Annotated in this window: 17 protein-coding genes; 8 read left to right on the top strand and 9 right to left on the bottom strand. The window is 63.8% G+C overall.

The window, feature by feature from the left end:
* Positions 1-256: 256 nt before the first annotated feature.
* A complete protein-coding gene (locus ABIB00_RS00960; protein ID WP_247344349.1) occupies positions 257-886 on the top strand; it encodes a glutathione S-transferase family protein in 630 nt (209 codons plus the stop codon).
* 718 nt (positions 887-1604) lie between these two features.
* Here ABIB00_RS00960 and ABIB00_RS00955 read toward each other — a convergent pair.
* The 5 genes from ABIB00_RS00955 to metF form a co-directional block, all read right to left on the bottom strand.
* Positions 1605-2612 carry a DUF3592 domain-containing protein gene (locus tag ABIB00_RS00955; protein ID WP_354103068.1) on the bottom strand — a complete coding sequence of 336 codons (1008 nt, stop codon included), beginning with the start codon at positions 2610-2612 and terminating at the stop codon, positions 1605-1607.
* A gap of 82 nt (positions 2613-2694) precedes the next feature.
* The gene (locus ABIB00_RS00950) at positions 2695-3387 is read right to left on the bottom strand and encodes a hypothetical protein (protein WP_354103399.1); all 693 of its coding nucleotides are present in this window, start codon (positions 3385-3387) and stop codon (positions 2695-2697) included.
* Between the two features lie 56 nt (positions 3388-3443).
* Positions 3444-3575: a hypothetical protein gene (locus tag ABIB00_RS00945; protein ID WP_354103067.1), complete on the bottom strand. Its 132-nt coding sequence runs from the start codon at positions 3573-3575 to the stop codon at positions 3444-3446.
* A gap of 380 nt (positions 3576-3955) precedes the next feature.
* Entirely contained in the window at positions 3956-7813 is a 3858-nt protein-coding gene (metH, locus tag ABIB00_RS00940) for a methionine synthase (protein WP_354103066.1), read from the bottom strand.
* A 6-nt stretch (positions 7814-7819) separates the two neighbouring features.
* Entirely contained in the window at positions 7820-8731 is a 912-nt protein-coding gene (gene metF / locus ABIB00_RS00935) for a methylenetetrahydrofolate reductase [NAD(P)H] (RefSeq protein ID WP_354103065.1), read from the bottom strand.
* Positions 8732-9118: 387 nt separating this feature from the next.
* On the opposite strand from metF, the gene ABIB00_RS00930 reads away from it, so the two are divergent.
* Positions 9119-10132 carry an LLM class flavin-dependent oxidoreductase gene (locus ABIB00_RS00930; RefSeq protein WP_247343891.1) on the top strand — a complete coding sequence of 338 codons (1014 nt, stop codon included), beginning with the start codon at positions 9119-9121 and terminating at the stop codon, positions 10130-10132.
* 126 nt (positions 10133-10258) lie between these two features.
* Here ABIB00_RS00930 and ABIB00_RS00925 read toward each other — a convergent pair whose 3' ends face one another.
* Together ABIB00_RS00925 and ABIB00_RS00920 are read right to left on the bottom strand one after the other, a co-directional pair.
* Positions 10259-11104: a prephenate dehydratase gene (locus ABIB00_RS00925; protein WP_247343888.1), complete on the bottom strand. Its 846-nt coding sequence runs from the start codon at positions 11102-11104 to the stop codon at positions 10259-10261.
* Between the two features lie 21 nt (positions 11105-11125).
* Positions 11126-11866: a 3-deoxy-manno-octulosonate cytidylyltransferase gene (locus tag ABIB00_RS00920; RefSeq protein ID WP_247446273.1), complete on the bottom strand. Its 741-nt coding sequence runs from the start codon at positions 11864-11866 to the stop codon at positions 11126-11128.
* Between the two features lie 218 nt (positions 11867-12084).
* Between ABIB00_RS00920 and ABIB00_RS00915 the strand changes: the two genes are divergently transcribed.
* From ABIB00_RS00915 to ABIB00_RS00890, 6 genes are all read left to right on the top strand, one after another.
* Positions 12085-12636: a c-type cytochrome gene (locus tag ABIB00_RS00915; protein WP_247343882.1), complete on the top strand. Its 552-nt coding sequence runs from the start codon at positions 12085-12087 to the stop codon at positions 12634-12636.
* 211 nt (positions 12637-12847) lie between these two features.
* Positions 12848-14749 carry an extracellular solute-binding protein gene (locus ABIB00_RS00910; RefSeq protein ID WP_354103064.1) on the top strand — a complete coding sequence of 634 codons (1902 nt, stop codon included), beginning with the start codon at positions 12848-12850 and terminating at the stop codon, positions 14747-14749.
* Positions 14750-14763: 14 nt separating this feature from the next.
* Positions 14764-16638, top strand: coding sequence for an extracellular solute-binding protein (locus ABIB00_RS00905; protein ID WP_354103063.1), 1875 nt, complete (start codon positions 14764-14766; stop codon positions 16636-16638).
* Positions 16639-16640: 2 nt separating this feature from the next.
* Entirely contained in the window at positions 16641-17750 is a 1110-nt protein-coding gene (locus ABIB00_RS00900; RefSeq protein WP_247446276.1) for a microcin C ABC transporter permease YejB, read from the top strand.
* Positions 17750-18931 carry an ABC transporter permease gene (locus ABIB00_RS00895; protein ID WP_247343872.1) on the top strand — a complete coding sequence of 394 codons (1182 nt, stop codon included), beginning with the start codon at positions 17750-17752 and terminating at the stop codon, positions 18929-18931. Before ABIB00_RS00900 ends, ABIB00_RS00895 begins: the two co-directional genes overlap by 1 nt.
* Before the next feature lie 4 nt (positions 18932-18935).
* Positions 18936-20573: an ABC transporter ATP-binding protein gene (locus tag ABIB00_RS00890; RefSeq protein ID WP_354044635.1), complete on the top strand. Its 1638-nt coding sequence runs from the start codon at positions 18936-18938 to the stop codon at positions 20571-20573.
* A gap of 6 nt (positions 20574-20579) precedes the next feature.
* Here the strand turns inward: ABIB00_RS00890 and ABIB00_RS00885 are convergent, their stop codons facing one another.
* On the bottom strand, positions 20580-21422 hold the full coding sequence (locus tag ABIB00_RS00885; protein WP_354103062.1) for an NlpC/P60 family protein: 843 nt from the start codon (positions 21420-21422) through the stop codon (positions 20580-20582).
* A complete protein-coding gene (locus ABIB00_RS00880; RefSeq protein WP_354103061.1) occupies positions 21415-22788 on the bottom strand; it encodes a leucyl aminopeptidase family protein in 1374 nt (457 codons plus the stop codon). The genes ABIB00_RS00885 and ABIB00_RS00880 overlap by 8 nt, the downstream gene beginning before the upstream one ends.
* Positions 22789-22931 lie beyond the last annotated feature (143 nt).

Below are 22931 nucleotides of genomic sequence, written 5' to 3'. Positions count from 1 at the left end.
TTCGACGGGGTCGAGAACCCGATCGGGCGGTCCTGCGCGTGAGCAGTGGTGGCGGCGAGCACAGAGACTCCAAGGACTAACATCGCAAATCGCGTCATCATGCATGCACCTGCGCCCAGCTCTGTCATGCCCGGACTTGATCCCGGCATCCATCGCTTCCTAATCTGGGGAAAGATGGATTGCGGGGCCTTCGCCGCGTCGAAGGGGCTTCGGCCTCCCAGGCGGGTCAAGCCCGGCAATGACGAAAGGTCCCGCCATGTTCCTGATCGGCCAATACGACTCCCCCTTCGTCCGCCGCGTCGCGATTGCGCTCCGGCTTTACGGGCTCGCCTTCGAGCACAAGCCGTGGTCGACCTTCGGCGATGCCGACAAGATCGCGCCGTATAATCCGCTGCGCCGCGTGCCGACGCTGGTGCTCGACGACGGCGAGGTGCTGATCGAGAGCACGATCATTCTCGATTATCTCGACGAGCTGGTGGGACTCGAGAAAGCGATGCTGCCGCGGGATGGCGCTGATCGGCGCAAGCACCTGCGCATCTGCGCGCTCGCCTCCGGCCTGGGCGACAAGGCGGTCAGCCTGCTCTATGAGCGCGTACTACGGAAGGAGCAGCTCACGCTGTGGGTCGAGCGCTGCCAGGCGCAGATCGCGGACGTGCTCGGCGTGCTGGAGGCCGAACGCGCCAAGGTGACCACGCCGAACTGGCTGGGTGATCGCATCGGTCATGCCGACGTTGCGGTGGCCTGCGTCGTCCGCTTCACCCGCGAGGCGCACCCGCAGCTGTTCGACGTCGCGCGCTATCCGGCGCTGTCGGCGCATGCCGACGCTTGCGAGGCGCTGGCGCCGTTCCGGGAGATCGTGCAGCCGCTGGCGCCGCCGAAGGGGTGAGCCTTTTTCAATCTCTCTCCGCGGGCGGCAGGGCAATTGCATTTGGCGTGCATGATGCGGCAGCATCAGCAGCGGGCTCCCTCTCCCGCTTGCGGGCAGGGCAAGTGCATATGAAGAAGCATATGCCTGGAAGCTCGACTGCGGCCATCCTTCGAGACGCCCGCCTGCGGCGGGCCCTCAGGATGAGGGATGAGTATGCGGCAACATTTCAACGCAGAGGGATGCAGCTGAGCCTCATCCTGAGGAGGCCGCGAAGCGGTCGTCTCGAAGGACGAGGCGCTCGCTCAGGCGCCGCTGAGACGTCATGTGCGATTGCCCCGCCGCTAGCGGGACGAGGCGAAGGGAGAGGCGCCGCTACGCAAATCCAATTTTGATCAGGATTGTCAGGAAAAGGCCTCCGACGAGCGCGCAGACGGCGGCACCGATCAGCGACCCCAGCGCACCTTCCCGGCTTGCGGGCAGGGCAAGTGCATATGAAGAAGCATATGCCTGGAAGCTCGACTGCGGCCATCCTTCGAGACGCCCGCCTGCGGCGGGCCCTCAGGATGAGGGATGAGTATGCGGCAGCATTTCAACGCAGAGGGATGCAGCTGAGCCTCATCCTGAGGAGGCCGCGAAGCGGTCGTCTCGAAGGACGAGGCGCTCGCTCAGGCGCCGCTGAGACGTCATGTGCGATTGCCCCGCCGCTAGCGGGACGAGGCGAAAGGGAGAGGCGCCGCTACGCAAATCCAATTTTGATCAGGATTGTCAGGAAAAGGCCTCCGACGACCGCGCAGACCGCGGCACCGATCAGCGGCCCCAGCGCGCCTTCCCGGCTTGCGGGCTCGAGCACGGCTTGTCCCGGCTGGTCCGGATCGTAATAGACCTTCACACTCTGCCCGGGACGATATTTCGCCGCGGCCTCTGCGGCGACCTCGCGCAGCCCGGAGATCATGGTGCCGTTCCAATCGACTTCGGTGCCGATGAAGTCGCGCTTGCCGACCCTGTAGGCGTAGCGCAGGTCGACCTGATAGCGGTGTACAAGCTTTGAAGTCGTCGGTCTGTTGTCGTGGTCGGTCTTCTCCTCGATGATTTCCTCGATCACGTCGCAGCGCGTGACCCTGCCCGACGCGGTCGGCCAGCGCAGGCTGGCGCTCGCCAGCCGGCGCGTCCTGACATACTCGGCGACGCAGAACACGCCGCCCACGAGCACGATGATCGGCAGCGCGAACGCGAACAGCGGAACGCCATTGTCGGCGTAGAGCACGTGGCCTGCGAACGAATGCGCGGTCAGGGTGGCGGCGATGACGCCGAACACCATCGTGAACGCCACCAGTGCCGCGACGTTCTGCGCGGCAGCAGGCTCCAGCAGCGCCTCGGTCGGCTGCTTCGGATCGACATGGACGTCGACATGGGCGCCGACCGGATAGCGTCCGGTCAGTTTTGCGGCCAGGACCCTCGTCGTGATGGCGGGGCCGCCGACAAAGATCTTGTCGCTTTCCAGCTCCTGGCCGCCGGCCTGATAGCGATAGCGGATGATGGGCTTGGCGTCGTTCCGATCGTCCGAGGCGTGCGCCGCCGGCTGGTCGACCCGGGAGACCGTGATGATGCCCTCAACCCTGTCCCAGCTCCGCGCGGCCTGCATCCGGCCCCGCATGCGGACCAGATTGAGCAGCGTCAATCCAAACAGGAGCACTGCGATGCCGGCGGCAATCTGTGTCCACATCAATTGTTGGGCGTTCAGCATCCGATTCCCCTGCTCTTCGGCGGCGACCGCCATTGGTCGCAGCGAGCGCGCGTTGCGTTCACGGCAGGGTGCGGCGCCGATCCTACTTCCGCGTACAGGGCTTGATCTCGCCCGTCGCGGACTTCAGGACGATCGGATTTGGCGACAATCTTATGCCGAAGAACAGTTGAGAGCCGGACACCTTGTCGTCCGCCCTCTCGTGTACGTCCAGATCGAGCTTCGCGGCGATCTCGGATGTCAGCTTGGCCTTCTCCTCCATCGAAATCGCGTTGCGATATTTGATCTCGTAGACGACATCGGCCTCCAGCACGGACCGCGTCTGGCACACGACGGCGCCGCTCGAAACGTTCTGGGTGATCGCGTCCTCGCATTCGGCCTTCAGCAATGCGTTCCGGGTCGATATCAGCGACTCGTCGGAAATCAGCAGAATGTTGGCATTCTCGAGCTTGAGGTTGACCGCCTCGACCTGCTGCATCCCGGCGACGGCCGACAGCTTGTCCCTGACCTGGGCCGACACGTCGAGCTTCTTCTCGAGCGACTGCTTCAGGTCCCGGTCAACGGTCCGCGATCTCTGGATCTTGCCGGTCAGCAGTGTAGGGTCGACGTCGCAGGTCGGATGCAGCTCCAGCCGGCCGTTGCTCAGATACTCGATCGTGTTGATCGTGCCGGGGCCGCCAAAAGTGCTTGGCGGTACCACTTCGAAATATCCGGTCTCGGAGAGGATGGCCGTGATCGTCTGCTTCTTTCGCGGGAACCCGGCGTACACCGAGACCATCACGAGGGCAATCGCGACAAAAACTCCGCTACCAAGCCAAAGCCATTTGCGGCTTGCTACTTGCCTGGGCAGCACAACTGACTTCGCTCGCCGCATGGCACGTAGCCTTTCGGACAGTCCGCCGAGGCAATCGTGGGCAGCACGACAAGAACGATCGCGGCGATGAACAGTGCAATGAACTGCTTCATGTGTTCGATCCCGAGCAAACCATCGGTTTGAAGGTAGCAGACCGGTAGGCTATCGAATCCAGGTTGAGTGGACAAGTGAACGACTTCACACCGTCTGGTTCCCGCGCGAAAAAAGCCGGAGAGGCGAGATCGTGCAGCCGCCAACGCCACTGAGGCGTGAGGGCTCGCAACGCGGAGTGCGAAACTGGCGCGGTTGGCGATGATGGAATGCTACAGGTGTTTTGCCCGACGGAGCAACAGTGCTCGCGGTCGCCGCCCTGGTCGCGGCCGACGATCTCGTGCCCGCCCGCCGCTCCGGAGGGGAAAAAATGTTCAGGCTTTTCAATCCCATCGCTACTGTGCATGGGGTTGTTTTTTAGTTTTTGAGTTGAGGGGCGCGCCTACCCCGCGCCCGCGCGTTTCTTCTGCCAGACGAGATGCACCGCGCAGGTGCAGCCGGGCGGGTGCGAGGCGAGGTCTTTTGAGGTCTCGTCATTTGCGGGTGTCGCCGCAAACGCCTTGTCGGTGCCCTCCCGCGACGGGATGTAGTTCAGCACCGGCGCGAGCCAGCGCTCGGTCTCGGCGACGCTCATGCCCTTGCGTACGGCATAGTCCTCGACCTGATCGCGCTCGATCTTGCCGACGCCGAAATAATAGCTCTCGGGGTTCGCGAAATAGAGCCCGGACACGGAAGAGCCCGGCCACATCGCAAAGCTCTCGGTCAGCGTCACGCCGGCGGTGTTTTCTGCGTCGAGCAGCTCGAACAGCGTCGCCTTCTCGGTGTGATCAGGCTGCGCGGGATAGCCGGGCGCGGGGCGGATGCCCTGGTACTTTTCGAGGATCAGCTCGTCAGTCGAGAGCGCCTCGTCCGGGGCATAGGCCCAGAACTCGCGGCGCACGCGGGCATGCATGCGCTCGGCGAAGGCCTCCGCAAGGCGATCGGCCAGCGCCTTGCACAGGATCGATGAGTAGTCGTCGTTCGCCATCTTGAAGCGGTCGGCAATCACGTCCTCGCCGATCCCCGCAGTGACGACGAAGCTGCCGACATAATCGGGCACACCGGTGCCGACCGGTGCGATGAAGTCGGACAGCGCCGCGTTGAAACGGCCCTCGCGTTTCTCGAGCTGCTGACGCAGCGTGTGCAGCGTCGCGATCGACTTGGTGCGGCTTTCGTCGGCGTAGAGCACAATGTCGTCGCCCTGCGCATTCGCGGGCCAGAAGCCGACGGTCGCGCGCGCCCGGAACCATTTCTCCTTGACGATGGTGTCGAGCATTTTTCGCGCGTCATCATAAAGCGAACGCGCGACTTCGCCGACCTTGGCATCATCGAGAATCGCCGGGAAGCGGCCCGCGAGCTCCCAGGTCTGGAAGAACGGCGTCCAGTCGATATAGGGCACGAGCTCGGCGAGATCGTAGTCGTCGAAGCTTCTGGTGCCGAGGAAGGTCGGCTTCACGGGCTTGTTCGCTGCGAAATCGACCGGCACGCGGTTCTTGCGTGCCACCTCCAGCTTCAGCCGCTTCTTGTCGGCCTGCGCGCGCATATGCGCGTCCGAGATTTTTGCGTACTCGGCACGCACCTCGGCGGCATAGGCCTCGCGCTTCTCGGGCGAGAGCAGCGCGGAGGCGACGCCGACGGCGCGGCTGGCGTCGTTGACATGCACGACGGGGCCGGCGCGATAGCTCGGGTCGATCTTCACGGCCGTATGCACACGGCTTGTCGTCGCGCCGCCGATCAGCAGCGGCAGCTTGAGGCCTTCGCGCTGCAATTCGCCGGCGAAGAATGCCATCTCGTCGAGCGAGGGCGTGATCAGACCGGACAGGCCGACGATGTCGGCCTTCTCCGCCTTCACGATCTCGACGATCTTGGCGGCAGGCACCATCACGCCGAGGTCGATGACCTCGTAATTGTTGCACTGGAGCACGATGCCGACGATGTTCTTGCCGATGTCGTGGACGTCGCCCTTGACGGTCGCGAGCACGATCTTGCCGGCGGAGGATTTTGCATCGCTGTCGATGCCGTTGGCGCGATTGCGCGCCTTCTCCTCTTCCATGAACGGCATCAGCCAAGCCACAGCCTGCTTCATCACGCGTGCGGATTTCACCACCTGCGGCAAAAACATCTTGCCGTCGCCAAAGAGGTCGCCGACCACGTTCATGCCGGCCATCAGCGGTCCCTCGATCACGTCGAGCGGCCGCGTCGAGGCCTTGCGGGCCTCCTCGGTATCCTGCTCGATGAATTCGGTGATGCCGTGCACCAGCGAATGCGACAGCCGCTTCGCCACCGGCCATTCGCGCCAGGCGAGATCGGCTTCCTTGGTCTGGGTCTTGTTGCCGCGGAATTTTTCCGCGAGCGCCAGCAGACGCTCGGACGCGCCCGGATCGCGGTTGAGGATGACGTCCTCGCAGACCTGGCGCAATTCGGCATCGATGTCGTCATAGACGATCATCTGCCCGGCATTGACGATGCCCATGTCCATGCCGGCCTTGATGGCGTGATACAGGAACACCGAGTGCATGGCCTCGCGCACCGGCTCGTTGCCGCGGAACGAGAACGACAAATTGGAGACGCCGCCCGAGATGTGCGCGCCCGGCAGGTTCTTGCGGATCCAGCGCGTCGCCTCGATGAAGTCGACGCCGTAATTGTTGTGCTCCTCGATGCCGGTCGCGATCGCGAAAATATTCGGATCGAAGATGATGTCTTCCGGCGGCAGGCCGACGCGGTTGATCAGGATGTCGTAGGCGCGCTTGCAGATCTCGGTCTTGCGCGCGAACGTGTCGGCCTGGCCGACCTCGTCGAACGCCATCACCACGACGGCCGCGCCGTGGCGGCGGGCGATCTTGGCCTCGTGAATGAATTTCTCCTCGCCTTCCTTCATCGAGATCGAATTGACGACCGGCTTGCCCTGCACGCATTTCAGGCCGGCTTCGATCACCGAGAATTTCGAGGAATCGACCATGACAGGCACGCGGGCGATGTCGGGTTCGGCGGCGACGAGGTTGAGGAAGGTCACCATGGCCGCTTCGGAGTCGAGCAGGCCCTCGTCCATGTTGACGTCGATGATCTGCGCGCCGTTCTCGACTTGGTCGCGTGCGACCTGCAGCGCGGCGGTGTAGTCGCCGGCGGTGACCAGCTTGCGGAAGCGGGCGGAGCCGGTGACGTTGGTGCGCTCGCCGACGTTCACGAAGGGAATCGCGTCGGTCAGAATGAACGGCTCGAGGCCGGAGAGCCGCAAGCGAGGCTCGATCTCCGGCACGATGCGCGGCTTGTGCGGCGCGACCGCAGCGGCAATCGCCGCGATATGATCCGGCGTGGTGCCGCAGCAGCCGCCGACGATGTTGACCAAACCATCACGTGCGAACTCGCCGATCAGGCGCGCCATGTATTCCGGCGTCTCGTCATACTGGCCGAACTCGTTGGGCAGGCCGGCGTTGGGATAAGCACAAACAAGCGTGTCGGCGACGCGGCCGATATCGGCGATGTGCGCGCGCAGATCTTCCGCGCCGAGCGCGCAGTTGAAGCCGATGGTGACGGGCTTTGCGTGCTGCACCGAATGCCAGAATGCCTCCGGCAGCTGGCCCGACAGCAGGCGGCCGGACTTGTCGGTGATGGTGCCCGACACCATCACGGGCATGTCGATGCCGCGCGCCTCGGTGATCTCGGCGATCGCGTAGAGCGCCGCCTTGGCGTTCAGCGTGTCGAATATGGTCTCGACCAGCAGCAGATCGACGCCGCCGTCGAGCATGCCGTTGATCTGCTCGCCATAAGATTTGCGCAGATCGTCGAACCTGACGGCGCGGTAACCGGGATTGGAAACGTCGGGCGAAATCGAGGCGGTGCGGTTGGTCGGGCCGATGGCGCCGGCGACGAAGCGCGGCTTGCCGTCCTCGGCTTCGACGCGGCGTGCGGCGTTGCCGGCGAGGCGGGCGCCTTCGCGCGCCATCTCGTAGACGATGTCGGTGAGGTCGTAATCGGCCTGCGCGATCGAGGTCGTAGAGAAGGTGTTGGTGGCGACGATGTCGGCACCAGCGCGCAAATACGCCGCGTGGATGTCCTCGATCGCCTGCGGCTGGGTCAGGATCAAGAGGTCGTTGTTGCCGCGCAAATCGCGATGAAAATTCTTGAAGCGCTCGCCGCGGAAGGCGGCCTCGTCGAACTGGAGGTTCTGGATCATCGTGCCCATGGCGCCGTCGAGCACGAGAATACGCTCGCGCGCGGCGTTCAAAAGGGCAGTTCGCTTGGAAGAGGTGGATACGGTCATGTTGTCTTAAGCCGCCTTCTGCGCGCTCTTGGCGCGGATGCCGAGCAAATGGCTGATCGCGAACACGAGATCGGCGCGGTTCATGGTGTAGAAATGGAAGGTGTCGACGCCGTGCTTGGCGAGCTTCTGCACCTGGCCGGCCGCGACGGTGGCTGCCACCAGCTTGCGGGTCTCGGCGTCGTCGTCGAGGCCCTCGAACTTCGCGGCGAACCAATCCGGCACGGAGGTGCCGGCGCGGGTGACGAAGGCTCTCGCCTGCTTGAAATTGTGCATGGGCATGATGCCCGGCACAATCGGGATGTTGATGCCGCGGGCGCGGACGCGGTCGAGATAGCGGAAGTAGAGATCGTTATCGAAGAACACCTGCGTGATCGCGCGGGTCGCACCCGCATCAACCTTGGCCTTCAGCGTGTCGATATCGTCGTCGAAGTCGCGCGCCTCGGGGTGCTTCTCGGGGTAGGCCGAGACCGACACTTCGATGTCGGCGTGACGCTTCTTGATGCCGGCGACGAGCGCATCGGACGTCTGGTAGCCGTCGGGATGGCTGGAATAGGGCGTGCCGATGCCGCCTGCGGGATCGCCGCGCAGGCCGACGATGTGGCGGACGCCGACCTCGTGGTAGCGGTCGACGATCTCGTCGATCTCGCCGCGCGAGGCGCCGACGCAGGTCAGATGCGCGGCCGGCAGCAGCGCGGTCTCCTTCAGGATGCGCGAGATGGTCGAGTGGGTGCGCTCACGGGTCGAGCCGCCGGCGCCATAGGTCACCGAGACGAATTTCGGGTCGAGCGGGGCCAGCCGGTTGATGGTGTCCCAGAGATTGCGCTCCATATCTTCGGTCTTGGGCGGAAAGAACTCGAAGGAGATCGCAGGCCGCTTCTGGTGCCGGTCGGTGTGGGCGGCCGTCGTCACGTCAGTCATGGGCACCACTCACTCCAGATTATTCACCAGGTTTTGGCGCCGGTCAGCGCTAGCCTGGGATGTCCAAGATAGGACAAAGGCAGTCTTATCGACAGCCCATCGTGGATGGGAAATGGCCCACTTCATGTGTATTAGGCTGAGTTTTTCTACCTTATGGTCGAATAGTGGGAATTATGCTCATGGTAAAATACATCGATATATCAATATTTTGATGCAAGTTAAGGGCAGTTCGGTGGTTGGCTTGATCTGTGGGCAGCCTGAATTCGAAATGATATGCAGGCCGTTCGTCCCAACTACCCGCTTCCGCGTCCCGGCCCGCGGCCTGCACGTCAGACCTGCGCGGCCTGCCCATTGCCGCCGCGCCGCTCTCCACTAGGTTAGCGCGCCATGATCCCGCTCTCAGTCCTCGACCTTTCCGTCGTCACAACAGGCACAAAGCCCGCCGCGGCGTTGCGCAACAGCATCGATCTGGCGCGCCATGTCGATGGGCTCGGCTATGTCCGCTATTGGCTCGCCGAGCATCACAACCTCGCCTCCGTCGCGAGCCCGGCGCCCGACGTGATGATCGGGCAGATCGCGGCGGTGACGAAGCACATCCGGGTCGGCTCCGGCGGCGTGATGCTGCCCAACCACGCGCCGCTGGTCGTGGCCGAGCGCTTCAAGATGCTGGAGGCGCTGTTTCCCGGCCGCATCGATCTCGGCCTCGGCCGCGCCCCCGGCACCGACGGCGCCACGGCCTATGCGCTGCGTAGCCGGCTCGATCGCCGCGAAGGCGACGATTTCCTCGAGCGGCTGCACGAATTGATCCTGTGGCAGACCCGGGAATTCCCCTCGGGCCATCCCTACCACAACGTCGTCGCGATGCCCGACGATACGCCGTTGCCGCCGATCTGGCTGCTCGGCTCCAGCGATTATTCCTCAGAGCTCGCCGCGCAGGTCGGCATGGGCTTCGCCTTCGCCCATCATTTTGCGTCCCACGATGCGATCGATGCCATGGTGCACTACCGCAATCGTTTTCAGCCCTCGGCCTGGAGCGCGAGCCCGCGCGCGATCCTCGCAGTCGCCGTCATCGCGGCCGACACGGATGAGGAGGCCGAAAAGCTCGCCACGTCTTTCGATCTCAACCGCCTGCGCCGCGACCGCGGTCAATATCTTCCGCTACCAAGCGTCGAGGAAGCACTGGCCTATCCCTATACCGACTCCGAGCTCACCTCGATGCGGCGCAACCGCTCCCGTCTGTTCGTCGGCAGCCCTGCTACCGTGCAAAAGACGCTGCGGCCGCTGATCGATTCGAGCAAGCCGGACGAGTTGATGGTGATCACCGCCGTGTACGACCACGACGCGCGCAAGAAGTCGTATTCGCTGCTGGCGGAGGCGTTTGGACTTAAGGCGGCCGGATAAAGCTCTCGTGCCCCGGACGCAGCGCAGCGCCCTTCGGCGGTGCGCTGCAGAGCCGGGGCCCATCGCGCCCCTACGCTTCGCAGCCTCTGGATCCCGGCTCGCGCTTCGCGCGTCCGGGACACGAAACTATTCCATCGTTGCCCGGAAAGGATGCCCCGGATACACGCCGACGATGCGAAATTCGCGCGAGAAGAATTTCAGCTCCTCGATCGCAAACGCAAGGCCCTTGTCGTCAGGGTGGCCGTCGACGTCGGCGTAAAACTGGGTGGCGAAGAAATTGCCGTCGACCATGTAGCTCTCGAGCTTGGTCATGTTGACGCCGTTGGTGGCAAAACCGCCGAGCGCCTTGTAAAGGGCGGCCGGCAAATTGCGCACCCGGAACACAAAAGTGGTAACCAGCGGGCCGGAGTTTTGGGCGGCCCATTTCGGCTCGCGCGCGAGCACCACGAAGCGCGTGGTGTTGTGGGCCTCGTCCTCGATGTCCTCAGCCAGAATGTCGAGGCCGTAGATCTTTGCGGCGAGGCGCGAGGCGATTGCGGCGACGGTCTTGTCGTTGCGCTCGGAGATGTCGCGGGCGCTGCCGGCGGTATCGGCGTGCACGATCCCCTTGATGCCAAGCTTGCGGATGATGCGCCGGCATTGGCCGAGCGCGTGCACATGGCTCTCGACGCTCTTGATGTCGGCAAGCTTGGTTCCCTTCACCGCCATCAGCTGATGACGGACGGGCAGAAACCATTCGCCGATGATGAAGAGGCCCGAGGCCGGCAGCAAATGATGGATGTCGGCGACACGGCCCGCGACCGAATTCTCGATCGGGATCATGCCGAGATCGGCCTCGCCCGACGAGATCGCCGACAGCGCGTCCTCGAAGGTGGCACAAGGCATCGGCTCTGCGTCCGGATAGGCCTCGACGATGGCGATGTGGGAATTGGCCCCAGGCTCGCCCTGGAATGCGATTTTCAGCTTGCTCATGCTCGGCCTTGTAACAGCGGCTCAGGATTTGGAAAGGATGCTGCGCGCGGTTTCCAGGTCCGCCGGCGTGTCCACCCCGCGGGGCACGGTATCGACAATGGTGAAGTCGATGCGCATTCCGGCCTCAAGCGCCCGAAGCTGCTCGAGCTTCTCCTGCAATTCCAGCGGCGAGGGCGGAAGCCGGACGTAGCGCTCCAGCGCGGCGCGGCGATAGGCGTACAGGCCGATATGGTGGTAACGCGGTCCGTCGCCGGTCGGGGCGGTGGCGCGGGTGAAATAAAGTGCGCGCATCCGCCTGCCGCCGAGCGAGGTTCCGATCGCCTTCACGACGCTCGGCGCGAGGTCCTCCTCCTCGGTGTGGATCTGCGAGGCTAGCGTGGCGATGTCCACGACGGGGTCTTGCAGCGGCGGCAGCACCTCGCGGATGTTGTCGATCGTGATGGTCGGAAAATCGCCCTGGAGATTGACCACGATCTCGGCCTTGCCGTCCGGATCGAGCTTCTGCATGGCCTCGTGGATGCGGTCGGAGCCGGAGGGGTGCTCCGGGCGGGTCATCACGGCCTCGCCGCCATGGGCGGTGACCACGGAAGCGATCTCCGCCGTGTCCGTTGCGACTGCGACCCGGCCTATCCCGGCGGCCTCGGCACGGCGCATCACATGCACGATCATCGGCTGCCCCGCGATATCGGCGAGCGGCTTGCCGGGCAGGCGGGTGGCGGCCATGCGGGCCGGAATCAGCACCAGGATGCGGGGATTGATCATCGGTTCAAGGGCCTGGAAACGGGGCGTTTTCCGCGCCGAGAAATGGGGTGGGGACGGGCCTGAAGCCCGCTCGCTTATACGGGTTGCCAGACCCCGGGCAAACCGATATCTCAATGGCAAAACTCGGGGAAACAATTGGGAACGTTTGCTTCTCCCGAGGCTCGTCCTGGCGGCCGCCTGGCCGCCAATTCTTCTTGCGGTGTGGGGCCTGGCCGGAAATGGACTCTTTCGAACTCAACAAAATTCTCGGTGCCGTGCTCGGCACCTGTCTCATCCTGCTGGTGACGAGCTTCACCGCGAGTGCGCTGTTCTCGCCCAAGATGCCGGAAAAGCCGGGCTTTGAGATCGCCGTGAAGGAAGACGCCGGCCACGGCAAGGAAGGCGCCGCCGCTGCTGCGCCCTCCGAGCCGATCGAAAAGCTGCTCCAGACCGCCTCGGTCGAGAAGGGGGCTTCCGCCGCCAAGAAGTGCGGCGCCTGCCATACCTTCGAGAAGGGCGGCCCGAACCGCGTCGGTCCGAATCTCTTTGGCATCGTCGGCGAGCCCAGGGGTGAAGGACGCGGGTTCAATTTCTCGGCCGCCATGAAGGCCAAGGGCGGCACCTGGACGTTCGACGACCTCAACAAGTTCATCGCCAACCCGAAGGGCTTCATCCCGGGCACCGCCATGGGCTTCGCCGGCATTCCGAAGGATTCCGAGCGCGCCGACGTCATTGCCTATCTGAATTCGCTGTCGGACCATCCGCAGCCGTTGCCGACCGCCTCAAAGTAAGGCGTCAAAAAACCCGTCTTGAACTATGCGGCCAGGCTGGAAAGCCTGGCCGTTTCCGTGTCCGGGCCTCGCGGCAACGTTATCGGGGCGTTTGGCCGCATCGGATGGCCGTCCGGCCTTCCAAGATGAGGAAAAAGCAACATATTCCGTCGAAACCTTGCCTATATTGGGACCTTAAAGGAGTAGCCTCCTTCAAGACAGGAATGTTGATTTGGCCATTACCCGACGCGATCTCCTGCTCACCGGCACTGCTGCCGCCGCGCTCCCCGCCCTCGGTTCCGTAGCGGGCATTCCCGTCATTGGCGTGGCGCACGCGCAATCTGCCAGTGAGCTTTCTTGGCGCCACGCGCTGTCGCTGTTCGGACAGGTCAAGTACCCCGCGGACTTCAAGCGCTTCGACTACGTCAATCCGGAAGCGCCCAAAGGCGGCGTCGCGCGCCAGATCGCCGTCGGCACATTCGACAATTTCAACATCGTCGTCTCCGGTGTGAAGGGGCAGGTCGCCGGCGCCGTTGCGTTCATTTACGAATCCCTCACGACGCCCTCGCTCGACGAAGTCTCGACCGAATACGGCGCGCTGGCCGAGGCCGTCAGCCACCCGGACGATTTTTCCTTCGTCACCTATCGTTTGCGGTCCGACGCCAAATGGCATGACGGCAAGCCTGTGACCGCGGACGACGTGATCTTCTCGCTCGATTCCTTCAAGAAGCATCACCCGCAATACTCGGCTTATTACAGCCATGTGACGAAGGCCGAGAAGGTCGGCGAACGCGAGGTGAAGTTCGTGTTCGACGCGCCGGGCAACCGCGAACTCCCGCAGATCGTCGGGCAGCTCACGGTCTTGCCGAAGCACTGGTGGGAGGGGACCGACGCGCAGGGTCGCAAGCGCGACGTTTCCGCCACTACGCTCGAAGTGCCGCTCGGTTCGGGCCCCTACAGGATCAAGGAATTCGTTGCCGGACGGTCGATCGCGCTGGAGCGCGTCAAGGATTATTGGGGGCGCGATCTCGCCGCCAATGTAGGCCGCAATAATTTCGACGAGATGCGCTACGAGTATTTCCGGGACGCCACCGTGGCGATCGAGGCTTTCAAGGCCGATCAGGTCGATTGGCGTACCGAGAACAGCGCGAAGAACTGGGCGACGGCCTACGACTTCCCGGCCGTCACTGAAAAGCGGGTGATTCTCGAGGAGTTCGCCAATCGCAGCTCGGGCGTCATGCAGGCCTTCGTGCCGAACCTGCGCCGTGCCAAGTTTAGCGACCCCCGCGTGCGACGCGCTCTCAACTATGCGTTCGACTTCGAGGAGATGAACAAGCAGATCTTCTATGGTCAGTACAAGCGCATCAGTAGTTATTTCGACGGCATCGACGACCTCATGGCGACCGGCTTGCCGCAGGGCAAGGAGCTCGAAATCCTCGAGACCGTCCGCGCCGAGGTCCCGCCCGAAGTCTTCACCACGGCCTACACCAACCCGGTCGGCGGCAGTCCGGAAACCGTGCGCGAGAATCTGCGCGAGGCGCTGCGCCTGTTCAAGGAAGCCGGCTACGAGGTGCGCGACCGCAAGCTGATCGACGTCAAGACCGGTGCCCAGTTCTCGCTGGAATTGCTGAACTCGGATCCGAGCTTCGAGCGGATCACGCTGTTCTACAAGCCGTCGCTGGAACGGCTCGGCATCGCGGTCAGCGTGCGCACGGTCGATCCGACCCAATACGAGAACAGGACCAGAGAGTGGGATTTCGACGTCGTCACCAACTCCTGGGGCGAGTCGCAGTCGCCGGGTAACGAGCAGCGCGAATTCTGGTCATCCAAGTCGGCTGATATCGCCGGGTCGCGCAACATTACCGGCATCAAGAATCCGGCAGTCGACAAGCTGATCGAGCGGGTGATCTACGCCACGGGTCGCGACGATCTCGTCGCGGCCACCAAGGCGCTCGATCGCGTGCTGCTGTGGAATCACTACGTCGTGCCGCAATGGACCTATTCGAAAGTCCGCACCGCGCGCTGGGACCGCTTCGGCCGGCCGGCGGAGCTGCCCCGATACGGTCAGTCCGGCTTCCCGTTCATCTGGTGGTACGACGCGGACAAGGCGGCGCGGATCGCAAAGAAGTCGTGAGGGGCATTTCTCGCATGGCGCAGCTTTCACGCCGGCATGTGCTGGCCTTGGGTGCAGGCGGCGCGTTCAGCGCCTCCTGGCTCCGGCGCGCGACAGCGTCCGAGATGCCCGCCGAGGTCCATGGCATCTCGGCCTTCGGCGATCTCAAATACCCCGCCGACTTCCACCATTTCGACTATGCCAATCTCGATGCGCCGAAAGGCGGCACGTTCTCCCTCATTCCGTCGGTGCGCGCGTATAACCAGTCCTACCAGACCTTCAACTCGCTCAACGCCTTCATTCTGAAGGGTGACGGCGCGCAAGGCATGGACATGACGTTTGCGCCGCTGATGGTGCGCGCAAACGACGAGCCGGACGCGATGTACGGGCTTGCCGCCAAGTCTGTAAATATATCGGCAGACAAACTGGTCTATCGCTTCACGATGCGGCCTGAGGCGAAATTCCACGACGGCACCAAGCTTACCGCGCACGACGCGGCGTTTTCCTTGACGGCGCTGAAGACCAAGGGGCATCCGCTGATCATTGTGCAGATGCGCGACATGGTCAGCGCGGAAGCGATCGACGCCACGACGCTTGTCGTGACCTTCGCCAAGGGACGCGCGCGTGACGTCCCGCTCTATTTGGCGAGCCTGCCGATCTTCTCGAAAGCGTATTATGCCTCTCGCGCCTTCGACGAAACGTCGCTTGAGACGCCATTGGGCTCGGGTCCGTACAAGGTCGGGAAGTTCGAGGTCAATCGCTACATCGAGTTCGAGCGGGTAAAGGACTGGTGGGCCGTCGATCTGCCATCTTGTCGCGGCAGCTACAATTTCGACGTGGTGCGCTATGAGTTTTATCGCGACCGCGACGTCGCCTTCGAGGGATTTACCGGCAAGAACTATCTCTACCGCGAGGAGTTCACGTCCCGCATCTGGGCCACGCGCTATGACTTCGCTGCCGTGAAGGATGGCCGCGTCAAGCTCGAGATCGTGCCCGATGACACGCCGTCCGGTGCGCAAGGCTGGTTCATCAACACGCGGCGCGACAAATTCAAAGACCCTCGCGTGCGCGAGGCCCTGATCGATGCTTTCGACTTCGAATGGACCAACAAGACCATCATGTACGGCGCTTATGCCCGTACGGTGTCGCCGTTCCAGAATTCGGACCTCATGGCAAGCGACGGACCTCCTCCGCCGGACGAGCTGAAGCTGCTGGAGCCGTTTCGCGGCCAGATTCCCGACGAAGTGTTCGCCGCGCCCTTTACGCCGCCGGTCTCCGACGGCTCCGGGCAAGATCGCAGTCTGTTGCGCAAGGCGCAGCAACTGCTCAGCGACGCCGGCCTGCCGATCAAGGACGGCAAGCGAACGCTGCCGAACGGAGAGGTGTTCAGGATCGAGTTTCTGTTGGACGAGCCTTCCTTCCAGCCGCACCATGCGCCCTACATCAAGAATCTCGCGACGCTCGGCATTGAAGCGAGCGTGCGCCTCGTCGATGCCGTGCAACACAAGGCGCGCCAGGAGGATTTCGACTTCGACATCACGATCCAGCGCTTCAGCATGTCGGCGACACCGGGTGATGCCATGCGCGCTTTCTTTTCCTCGCAGGTCGCGGCAACCAAGGGATCGTACAATCTGGCGGGGATCGCCAACCCGGCCATCGACGCGATGGTCGAGAAAATCATGGCGGCTGACAGCCGCGCAGAATTGACCGTGGCCTGCCGTGCCTTCGATCGCCTGTTCCGAGCCGGCCGCTATTGGGTGCCGCAATGGTATAACAAGACGCACCGGCTTGCTTATTGGGACCAATTCGGCCATCCGCAGAAGCTGCCGCGTTATGCCAACGGCGTCGGTGCCCCCGATATCTGGTGGCACGATGGCGGCAAGGCCGCCAAGCTCGAACAGGCGAAATAGCCATGAGCGCCTATATCGCCCGCCGCATCCTGCTGATGATCCCGACCTTGCTCGGGATCCTCTTCGTCTCCTTCATCGTCGTGCAGTTCGCGCCGGGCGGCCCGGTCGAGCGCGTGATCGCCCAGCTCTCGGGCGCCGACACCGGCGGCAGCTCGCGCATTTCGGGCGGCAGCGACTTTGCACAGCGCGCCCCGGGGCAGTTAGGGGCCGGCGGCGATGCCATCAACTCGAAATATCGCGGCGCGCAAGGCCTCGATCCCGATTTCATCAAGAAGCTGGAGGTGCAGTTCGGCTTCGACAAGCCGGCGCCCGAGCGGTTCGCGCTGATGGTGTGGAATTTCGCCCGCTTCGATTTCGGCAAGAGCTACTTCCGCGATGTCAGCGTGATCCAGTTGATCAAGGAGAAGCTGCCGGTCTCGATCTCGCTCGGCATCTGGCTGACACTGCTGACCTACCTGATCTCGATTCCGCTCGGCATCCGCAAGGCGGTCAGGGACGGAACGCGCTTCGACACCTGGACGTCGAGCGTGCTCGTGCTCGGCTATGCGATTCCCGGCTTCCTGTTCGCGATCCTCCTGATCATCCTGTTTGCCGGGGGCTCGTTCTTCAACTGGTTCCCGCTGCGCGGACTGACCTCAGACGGCTGGTCGCAATTTCCCTGGTACTGGAAGATCATCGATTACTTCTGGCATTTGACGCTGCCGCTCATCGCTATGGGGCTCGGTGCATTCACCACCATGACGTTCCTGACCAAGAACTCGTTTCTGGACGAGATCCGCAAGCAATACGTGATGACCGCGCGCGCGAAAGGCTGCAGCGAGAATCGAGTGCTCTATGGCCACGTCTTCCGCAACGCGATGCTGATCGTCATCGCGGGCTTTCCCAGCACCTTCATTCACGCCTTCTTCTCGGGCTCGCTTTTGATCGAGACCATCTTCTCGTTGGACGGACTGGGACTGCTCAGTTTCGAGAGCGTTCTCAACCGCGATTACCCGGTGGTGTTCGGCACGCTCTTCATCTTTTCACTCGTCGGCCTCGTCATCAACCTCATCTCCGACCTGACCTATATGTGGATCGATCCGCGGATCGATTTCGAGGCGCGGGAGGTCTGATGACGCTGGCCGCCCCCACCACGCCGATCGAAACCACTGCGAAGTCGCCGCTCGGCAATGCGGTGCCGATCACGCGCAAACCGTTCGTGCCGTCGCCGCTCAACAGGCGCCGCTGGCAGAATTTCAAGGCGAACCGGCGCGGCTACTGGTCGTTCTGGCTCTTCATGATCCTGTTTGTGGTGTCGCTGTTCGCCGAGCTGATCGCCAATGACCGGCCGTTCATGATCAAATATGATGGCCGCCTCTACTGGCCGTCGGTCATCACCTATTCGGAAACCACTTTCGGCGGCGACTTCGAAACGGCGGCCGATTATCGCGATCCCTATTTGCAAAAGCTGATCAGGGACAAGGGCGGCAGCATCGTCTGGCCGCTGATCCGCTACTCCTACGACACCCACAATCTCGATCTGCCGACGCCGGCACCGTCGCCGCCGACCTGGATGCTGACGGAAGCGCAGTGCAAGCCGGTGGTCGAGAAGAAGGGCCTCAAGAGCTGCCGCGACCTGGAATACAACTGGCTCGGCACCGACGATCAGGGCCGCGACGTGGTGGCGCGGCTGATCTACGGCTTCCGCATCTCGGTGCTGTTCGGCCTCTGCCTGACCATCGTCTCCTCCGTCGTCGGCATCGCGGCCGGCGCGGTGCAGGGCTATTTCGGCGGCTGGATCGACCTGCTGTTCCAGCGTTTCATCGAGATATGGACTGCGATCCCTTCGCTCTATCTGCTGCTGATCCTGTCGTCGGTGCTCGTGCCCGGCTTCTTCGTGCTGCTCGGCATCCTGCTGTTGTTTTCCTGGGTGTCGCTGGTGGGACTCGTGCGCGCGGAATTTCTGCGCGGGCGCAATTTCGAGTACATCCAGGCGGCGCGGGCGCTCGGCGTGTCGAACGCCGTGATCATGTTCAGGCATCTGCTGCCGAACGCGATGGTCGCGACGATGACGTTCCTGCCATTCATCGTGTCGAGTTCGGTGATGACACTCACGGCCCTCGACTTCCTCGGCTTCGGGTTGCCGCCCGGCTCGCCGTCGCTCGGCGAGCTGCTGTCGCAGGGCAAGTCCAACGTGCAGGCGCCATGGCTCGGTTTCTCCGGCTTCTTCTCGGTCGCGATCATGCTGTCGCTCTTGATCTTCATCGGCGAGGCCGTGCGCGACGCCTTCGATCCGCGCAAGACGTTCAGGTAAACCAATGGACGCGATCAACCAGCCCCTGCTTGCCGTGCGCGACCTCTCGGTGGCCTTCCACCAGGGCGGCGCCACCACGCTCGCGGTCGACAAGGTCTCGTTCCAGATCAAGCGCGGCGAGTGCGTCGCACTGGTCGGCGAGTCCGGCTCCGGCAAGTCGGTCAGCGCGCTCTCGATCCTCAAGCTGTTGCCCTATCCGAACGCCTCGCATCCCTCGGGCAGCATCCGCTTCAAGGGGCGCGAGCTGATCGACCAGTCGGAGCGGGAGATGCGCGAGATTCGCGGCAGCGACATCTCCATCATCTTCCAGGAGCCGATGACCTCGCTCAATCCGCTGCACACGATCGAGTCGCAGATCGGCGAGATCATCCAGCTCCATAACCCGACCGGCAATGCCGAGGTGCGCAGGCGGACGCTGGAGCTGCTGACGCAGGTCGGCATTCCCGAGCCTGAAACGCGGCTGAAGAGCTATCCGCACCAGCTCTCCGGCGGCCAGCGCCAGCGCGTGATGATCGCAATGGCGCTCGCCAACGAGCCGGACCTCCTGATAGCGGACGAGCCGACCACGGCGCTCGACGTCACCGTGCAGGCGCAGATCCTGACGCTGCTCGCAGAGATCCGCGGTCGGCTCGGCATGAGCCTGCTCTTCATCACCCACGATCTCGGCATCGTGCGCCGCATCGCCGACCAGGTCTGCGTCATGAAGGGCGGCGAGATCGTCGAGCAGGGGCCGGTCGAGCAGGTCTTCAAAAGCCCGAAGCATCCCTATACGCGCGACCTGCTTGCCGCCGAACCGAAGCCGGATCCAGCGCCGCCGCAGCCGGATGCGCCGGTGGTGATGTCGGCCGACGACCTGAAAGTCTGGTTTCCGATCAAGCGCGGGTTGATGCGCAAGACGGTCGGTCACATCAAGGCGGTCGACGGCGTCAGCATCGCCGTGCGCAAGGGCGAGACGCTTGGCGTTGTCGGCGAGTCCGGCTCGGGCAAGACCACGCTGGGACTGGCATTGATGCGGCTGATCTCCTCGAACGGACGCATCGTGTTCCTGGGAAAAGATATCCAGGGTCTGCGCTTCAAGGAGATGCGGCCCATCCGGCGCGACATGCAGATCGTGTTTCAGGATCCGTTCGGCTCGCTCAGCCCGCGTATGTCGGTTGCCGACATCGTCGCCGAAGGTCTCTCCGTGCATCAGCCGAAGCTCTCGCACGAGGAGCGTGAGGTGCGCGTCGTCAAGGCGCTCGAGGACGTCGGGCTGGAGGCAGACACTCGCCACCGCTATCCCCATGAATTCTCCGGCGGCCAGCGCCAGCGCATCTCGATCGCGCGCGCCGTGGTGCTGGAGCCGGATTTCGTCGTGCTGGACGAGCCGACCAGCGCGCTCGACATGCTGATTCAGGCGCAGATGGTCGACCTGTTGCGCGAGCTGCAGCGCCGCCGCGACCTCACCTACATGTTCATCTCGCACGATCTGCGCGTCGTTGCCTCGCTCGCCAGCCATCTGATCGTGATGCGCGGCGGCAAGGTGGTCGAGGAAGGCCAGGCTTCTGAACTCTTCAAGAGCCCGAAAACGGATTACACCCGCGCGCTGTTTGCGGCGGCGTTCCGGCTGGAGACGGCGGGGAACGGGTCGGCGGCGACGTAGCGTCCGTCAGAGCCGCTTGATCGCGGTGATCTCGCTGCCGGCTTGCTTGATCCGCGCAATGGCCGGCTCGATCGGCTCGATCACAGTTGCCATGTGATGCGCGTTGGCGTGGACCATGGTGGCGCCATCGCGAACGATGGCGATATGGCCCTTCCAAAAAATGAGATCGCCGCGTTGCAGCTTGCTCAGCTCATGCGGCTCCAGCGCGCGGCCGAGGCCGGCCTGCTGCATGTCGCTGTCGCGCGGGCAGCCGATGCCCGCTGATGTCAGCGAGACCTGAACGAGGCCCGAGCAATCGATGCCAAAACTGCTTTTGCCGCCCCAGAGATAGGGCGTGCCGACGAAACGCTCGGCGACTGTGACGAAATCTGGCTCGCGATGACCAAGCGGGGCGAGATGGGCCTTTGGCAGATATTGTCCGTCGCGCGTCACAGCGAAGCTGCCGTCCTCGCGCGCGACCGCGATCTTCGATCCCATCACTAGCGTGTCTGCCGGGGACAGCTTGATCGAGGGACCGGGGAAGGCAAAGGTTCGTAGCGCGCCGACCATGTGGGTCGGGGCGGCCGAGGGCTTCATGAGCGCTGCGTCCGGCAGCCAGCCGACATAGCCGTCACCGGAAAGCTGACCCCAGGCCCAGCCTTCGCCGTCGCGATCGTAGACCGTGACGCGTTCGCCGCGTAGCGCTTGTGTCATCAGCATCGCGTTCGACGACGGTTGCTCGCGCACGGGGGCGATCGCCTCGACTATCTCGTATTCCTCGCCCGTGACGAAGCGATCGGCCTGCACCTTGCCTTCGAGATATTTCGCGGCGAGGTCGCCCCGCATTGGTGTCAGCCGCGGATCATGCATAGCGCTCGCTCAGCAATGTGTAGATCGCGCGCGCGGCCTGGCATTCGCCGCCCTCGGGGCGCGCGGGCTTCGCCGACGGCGTCCAGCCGTAGATGTCGACATGCAGCCAGCTCCTGGCCTGCTCGACGAACCGTTGCAGGAACAGGGCGCAAATGATCGAGCCGGCAAAGCCGCCGGACGGTGCGTTGGTGATGGTGGCCGTCTTGGAGTCCAGCCACGCATCGTAAGGCGCCCACAGCGGCATGCGCCACAACGGATCGTTCTCCTTCACCGCACATCGCGCGACGTCGGCGGCAAGCGTCTCATCATTGGTGTAAAAGGGCGGTAAATCAGGCCCCAGCGCGACGCGTGCCGCTCCCGTCAACGTGCCGAGATCGATCAGCAGGTCCGGCTTTTCTTCGTCGGCCAGCGCCAGCGCGTCGGCGAGCACGAGGCGGCCCTCTGCGTCGGTATTGCCGATCTCGACCGTGATGCCCTTGCGCGAGGTGAAGATGTCGAGCGGGCGGAAGGCGGTGCTGGAGACCGCGTTCTCCACGGCCGGAATCAGCACGCGTAGGCGGACCTTGAGCTTCGCATCCATCACCATGCGCGCCAGCGCCAGCACGTTGGCGGCGCCGCCCATGTCCTTCTTCATGATCAGCATGCCGCTCGACGGCTTCAAATCGAGCCCGCCGGTGTCGAAGCAGACGCCCTTGCCGACCAGCGTCACCTTGGGATGAGCCGGGTCGCCCCAGCCGATGTCGATCAGCCGCGGCGCGCGGTTCGAGGCCATGCCGACGGCGTGGATCAGCGGAAAATTCGTCTTCAAGTCCTCGCCGATGGTGCAGGCAAAGCCTGCACCGAATTCGGCGGCGAGATCTTGCGCGGCTGCGGCCAGCTCCTCCGGCCCCATGTCATTGGCCGGCGTGTTGATGAGGTCGCGCGCCAGCGTCGCAGCGTCCGCCATGCGGTTGATCTCGGCCGCGTCGACGCCGTCGGGCGGCACGAGGCGGACCTCGGGGCGATCCGCCTCGCGGTAGCGGGCAAAGCGATAGCTGCCGAGCGCGAAGGCGAGTGCGGCGAGCCGTGCATCGTGCGGTGCATTGGCGAAGCGATAGATGCCCGGAGGCAACAGGCCGGGCAGGGCGCCCGGCCGGAACAGGTCGGGCGCTCTTGCACCTTCGTCCTCAAGGCCGAACAGCACTTGCGCGATCGTGCCGTCGGGCGCGGGCAGCGCGAGGTAGCCGCCGGGCTTTGCGGTAAAAGCGCTCGCGGTGGCGAACCGGCGTTGCGCCGGCGGCAGCGTCTCGGCGACCTGATCCCAGCTCGACTTGGTGACGAAGGTGATCGGAATGGCGGAGGGTGACGTCTCGAAGACAGAAGGCATTTGGCGGGTCCGGATCGTCAGATCGAGCGGGTCATACGAACGGACGAGATTTCGCAGAGTTTCGCCGCCGCTGCAATCAGCTTTGCGCTCACCATTCGGCGATCCGCTACTCGCAGCAGGAGGGCCATGCTACGTTCCGGCAA

The sequence above is a fragment of the Bradyrhizobium sp. LB14.3 genome (assembly GCF_040547985.1).
In the GTDB taxonomy this organism is placed as follows: Bacteria; Pseudomonadota; Alphaproteobacteria; order Rhizobiales; family Xanthobacteraceae; genus Bradyrhizobium.
This window is presented reverse-complemented; position numbering and strand designations above follow the sequence as displayed.

Coding starts and splice junctions, on each gene's coding strand:
- ABIB00_RS00900 (WP_247446276.1), top strand. CDS start 16,641: ATGAGCGCCTATATCGCCCGCCGCATCCTGCTGATGATCCCGACCTTG.
- ABIB00_RS00920 (WP_247446273.1), bottom strand. CDS start 11,866: ATGATCAATCCCCGCATCCTGGTGCTGATTCCGGCCCGCATGGCCGCC.
- ABIB00_RS00890 (WP_354044635.1), top strand. CDS start 18,936: ATGGACGCGATCAACCAGCCCCTGCTTGCCGTGCGCGACCTCTCGGTG.
- metF (WP_354103065.1), bottom strand. CDS start 8,731: ATGACTGACGTGACGACGGCCGCCCACACCGACCGGCACCAGAAGCGG.
- ABIB00_RS00955 (WP_354103068.1), bottom strand. CDS start 2,612: ATGCTGAACGCCCAACAATTGATGTGGACACAGATTGCCGCCGGCATC.
- ABIB00_RS00960 (WP_247344349.1), top strand. CDS start 257: ATGTTCCTGATCGGCCAATACGACTCCCCCTTCGTCCGCCGCGTCGCG.
- ABIB00_RS00895 (WP_247343872.1), top strand. CDS start 17,750: ATGACGCTGGCCGCCCCCACCACGCCGATCGAAACCACTGCGAAGTCG.
- metH (WP_354103066.1), bottom strand. CDS start 7,813: ATGACCGTATCCACCTCTTCCAAGCGAACTGCCCTTTTGAACGCCGCG.
- ABIB00_RS00915 (WP_247343882.1), top strand. CDS start 12,085: ATGGACTCTTTCGAACTCAACAAAATTCTCGGTGCCGTGCTCGGCACC.
- ABIB00_RS00945 (WP_354103067.1), bottom strand. CDS start 3,575: ATGAAGCAGTTCATTGCACTGTTCATCGCCGCGATCGTTCTTGTCGTG.
- ABIB00_RS00930 (WP_247343891.1), top strand. CDS start 9,119: ATGATCCCGCTCTCAGTCCTCGACCTTTCCGTCGTCACAACAGGCACA.
- ABIB00_RS00880 (WP_354103061.1), bottom strand. CDS start 22,788: ATGCCTTCTGTCTTCGAGACGTCACCCTCCGCCATTCCGATCACCTTC.
- ABIB00_RS00925 (WP_247343888.1), bottom strand. CDS start 11,104: ATGAGCAAGCTGAAAATCGCATTCCAGGGCGAGCCTGGGGCCAATTCC.
- ABIB00_RS00885 (WP_354103062.1), bottom strand. CDS start 21,422: ATGCATGATCCGCGGCTGACACCAATGCGGGGCGACCTCGCCGCGAAA.
- ABIB00_RS00950 (WP_354103399.1), bottom strand. CDS start 3,387: ATGGTCTCGGTGTACGCCGGGTTCCCGCGAAAGAAGCAGACGATCACG.
- ABIB00_RS00905 (WP_354103063.1), top strand. CDS start 14,764: ATGGCGCAGCTTTCACGCCGGCATGTGCTGGCCTTGGGTGCAGGCGGC.